The organism is Desulfobacula sp. (assembly GCF_021107415.1).
On the sequence record NZ_JAIOSW010000425.1, the window covers coordinates 1 to 3363 of the forward strand.

Here is a 3363-nt window from a genome sequence, read left to right on the forward strand (position 1 = left end):
GTAATGGTAAGACCTGCCATCCGGGTCTGTCATGCCCGGCAGAATGTCAAATATGATGTGCTTGAGAGTAATTTGACGAAAGCTGATTTTAAAAAAGAGCCGACCCGATGGGCCTCCACACCAAAGTTCAGGTTTTTGCAGCATAAGGCATTAAATGAAAAACATCTGAAAATCAGTGAAAAATTTAACACCTTAACCCCTTATAATATACATACCCTTGAAGAAAAAAAATCTTATCCGTTTGGTGTTGTAACCGGCGGTGTTCCCTCAAGTGTTGTCAAGGATATGTTTAAAGAATATCAAAGAGATGATATCCCGGTTCTCAAACTGGGTGCACCCTATCCTTTCCCGGAAAAACTGGCCGACACCTTTATGGATGCCTGCGATAAGGTATTGGTTATTGAAGAGACTGATACAGTGATTGAATATATGCTGCGGGATAAGCGCAAAACCCTGGGACGACTCTCCGGCCATGTACCCATGGAAGGTGAACTTGTGCCTGAAAAAATTGAAGGAATTCTAAACAAAACCCTTTCCGACTGCGGGCTTTCGCCTTTATCAGACCATGACTGCGGACTGGAAGCCTTCTCCCTTGTGGGGGGGCTGTCGCTTCCCATCAGAAAACCGACCCTGTGCCCCGGATGTCCTCACAGGGCCTCTTTTTATTCCATCAGGAAAGCCTTGCCAAAGGCCATTTTCCCATCTGACATCGGGTGCTACACCCTTGGCAGCAATTTAGGAGTTGTGGACACGGTTCTTGACATGGGAGCCGGGATTACCATGGCATCGGGATTCTGGAATGCTTATATTCAGGATGATGTAAAAAAACCGCTCGTGGCCACCATGGGGGATTCCACTTTTTTTCATTCCGGCATTACAGGGCTGATCAATGCTGTTTACAATAATTCAAAATTTATACTTGTGATTCTGGACAACCACATCACAGCCATGACCGGGATGCAGCCGGCCATTACCCAGGGCGACCGGGTGGACGGCAGCAAAGGCAATGCCATTGCCCTGGAGACCATTGTCAAAGGATGCGGAATAAATTATCTCAAAGTAGTTGATCCGTTTGATACGAAAAACATGATCCAGACAGTAAAGGATGCCTCCCAATATGTAAATGATCCTGACGGCGGTATCGCCGTGATTATTGCCCGTCACCCCTGCGTGATAGGGTTCAAGGATGAGGCTATTCCGGAAAAAATCCCGGTAAAAATTACCGATGACTGCAATGATTGTGGATTCTGTCATACGCGGTTTGAATGTCCTGCCCTTGTCCATGATGAAGAAAATGAAAGGACTGTAATCAACAAAACGCTTTGTGCCGAATGTGGCGTGTGTATACAGATATGCCCGCAGAATGCCATTGTAAAAGCATAAACCCTTTACGGAGAAAAACACTTATGAAGACGATCAATTATGTACTAACCGGTCTGGGCGGACAGGGAATCCTTTTCATGACCAAGATTTTTGCCACAGCTGCTTTAAATAAGGGATATAGTATCTTAGGCGCAGAAACCCATGGCATGGCACAAAGGGGCGGATCAGTTGTCTCACATTTACGGATAGGAGAAGCACGGTCCAGCCTGATCCGGGCCGGTGCTGCTGACTTTCTTTTATCCATGGACGAGTCTGAAGCCTACCGGTATCTGCCCTACCTGAAAAAAGGCGGAAAATTATTTGCCAATGCATCGCCTGATGCATTCCCGGATGAAAAAGTATCCGCCTATCTTAAAAAACAAGATATCGAGCCCCGGGCCATGGAAGCCGCCAAAACAGCCATGGAGTTAGGGGGGCCAAGATCTACCAACCTTGCCATGGTGGCGTTTTACGCAGCCTTTGGCTTTGGCCCTTTAAACGCAGATGATCTGAGAGCAACGGTGGACAGCATGAGTCCCGGACCTTTCAAAGAAACCAATTTAAAAATTTTTGATGCCTGCTATGACACCGGCAAAAGCATGATTTAAAAAATATATGGAGACCTTTATGGAACTTTTTAAAAACCTCACAGTACTATCACTTGAACAGGCAACCGTTGCCCCTTATCTTACCTATAGGCTTGCCCAGGACGGAATGAATGTCGTCAGACTGGAACACCCGGTATATGGAGACCCCAACCGGTTTATCGGAGAAAATGTTCTGGATGAAAAAAGGATGAACTCCTATTTTCTGTGCATCAACTCCGGAAAAAAAGCGTTGTCATTGAACATGGCTGATACCCAGGGTCAGGAGATATTCAAAAAACTGATCAAAGAGCTTGATGTTGATATTTTTATAACCAATCAGCTGCCAAAAAATTATGAAAAACTTGGCATGGCATATAATATAATAAAAGAGGTTAAACCGGATATTATCTGGCTGGGACTTACAGGATTCGGCCCGGATTCCAATGAGGGTGCCTATGATCCCATACTCCAGGCAAGATCGGGCTTAATGGAACTCACGGGCGAAGCTGACGAGGATCCTCAGGTACTGGGTATCCCCCTGCCTGATATGGGAACCTCGGAACACGGATACGGCCTTTTGATGAAAGCGCTCTTTAAACGGGCAGCCACGGGAGAAGGCACTCGGATTGACCTGTCCATGTTTGAATCTTCGGTATCCTGGCTGACGGTTCCCATTGCTCTCTCAGAGAGCTTTGGTGCGAACATTTCCAGACGCGGCAACACCCATGAATTTTTCAGCCCGGTATCGGTTTTTAAAACCAGCAACGGTTTTGTTTATCTTGCTGTGGGAAATGACAAGCAATGGAATAACATGGTTTCACAGGATATGTTCAAGTCTCTTGCAAAGGATGAGTACAAAAATAACCAGGGCAGGATTGCAGATGTAACAAATTTGAACAATGCCATTAATGCTATCACGGGAAAGCACACCTCTGAAGAGATCATTGAGCTGTTCAACTCAATAACCGTGCCCATTTCAAAAATCAAGAACGTGAATGAGGTGGTTGAAGATCCGTTGGTTGCAAGACGTATTCTCACTTCAACAGATCCAAAAACAGGCACAAAAATAACCCTTGCCCCGCCGCCTAACATGACACCTTTTCTTGAGGAATCCGACCGGAAACTTAGCTTTCCTCCCAGATTCGGTGAACAAAACCAGGAAATATACGGTAATCTGCTGGGATATGATGAGGCCACCCTTACTGAATTTAAGGAAAAAGGTATTTTTTAATAAACCTTTCCACCATTTTAAAAGAAAGAAGGTTCTTAGTTCAGGACGTCTTTGAGAATTGGAAAAAGGCCACCATTGACCAGACCATGGAGCGGGTTTCAAGCCTTTGGAAAGGAAAGATTGCCGCCTTCCTGGCATTCACAAGAAAACCCCGCCCGAAAGCCCTGAAAAACCTTGAAAAAA

3 protein-coding genes are annotated in these 3363 nt (G+C 45.5%); all 3 read left to right on the forward strand.

Annotation, left to right across the window (positions count from 1 at the left end):
• Window positions 1-1383: thiamine pyrophosphate-dependent enzyme (locus K8S13_RS21405; protein ID WP_291465757.1), on the forward strand; the 1383-nt coding region annotated here is incomplete at its 5' end.
• Window positions 1384-1406: 23 nt separating this feature from the next.
• Window positions 1407-1970: an indolepyruvate oxidoreductase subunit beta gene (locus tag K8S13_RS21410; RefSeq protein WP_291465758.1), complete on the forward strand. Its 564-nt coding sequence runs from the start codon at window positions 1407-1409 to the stop codon at window positions 1968-1970.
• 19 nt (window positions 1971-1989) lie between these two features.
• Window positions 1990-3180: a CaiB/BaiF CoA-transferase family protein gene (locus K8S13_RS21415; RefSeq protein WP_291465759.1), complete on the forward strand. Its 1191-nt coding sequence runs from the start codon at window positions 1990-1992 to the stop codon at window positions 3178-3180.
• Window positions 3181-3363 lie beyond the last annotated feature (183 nt).

Excerpts from the sequence above, each read along its gene's own strand:
- K8S13_RS21410 (WP_291465758.1), top strand. The coding sequence starts at position 1,407 with ATGAAGACGATCAATTATGTACTAACCGGTCTGGGCGGACAGGGAATC.
- K8S13_RS21415 (WP_291465759.1), top strand. The coding sequence starts at position 1,990 with ATGGAACTTTTTAAAAACCTCACAGTACTATCACTTGAACAGGCAACC.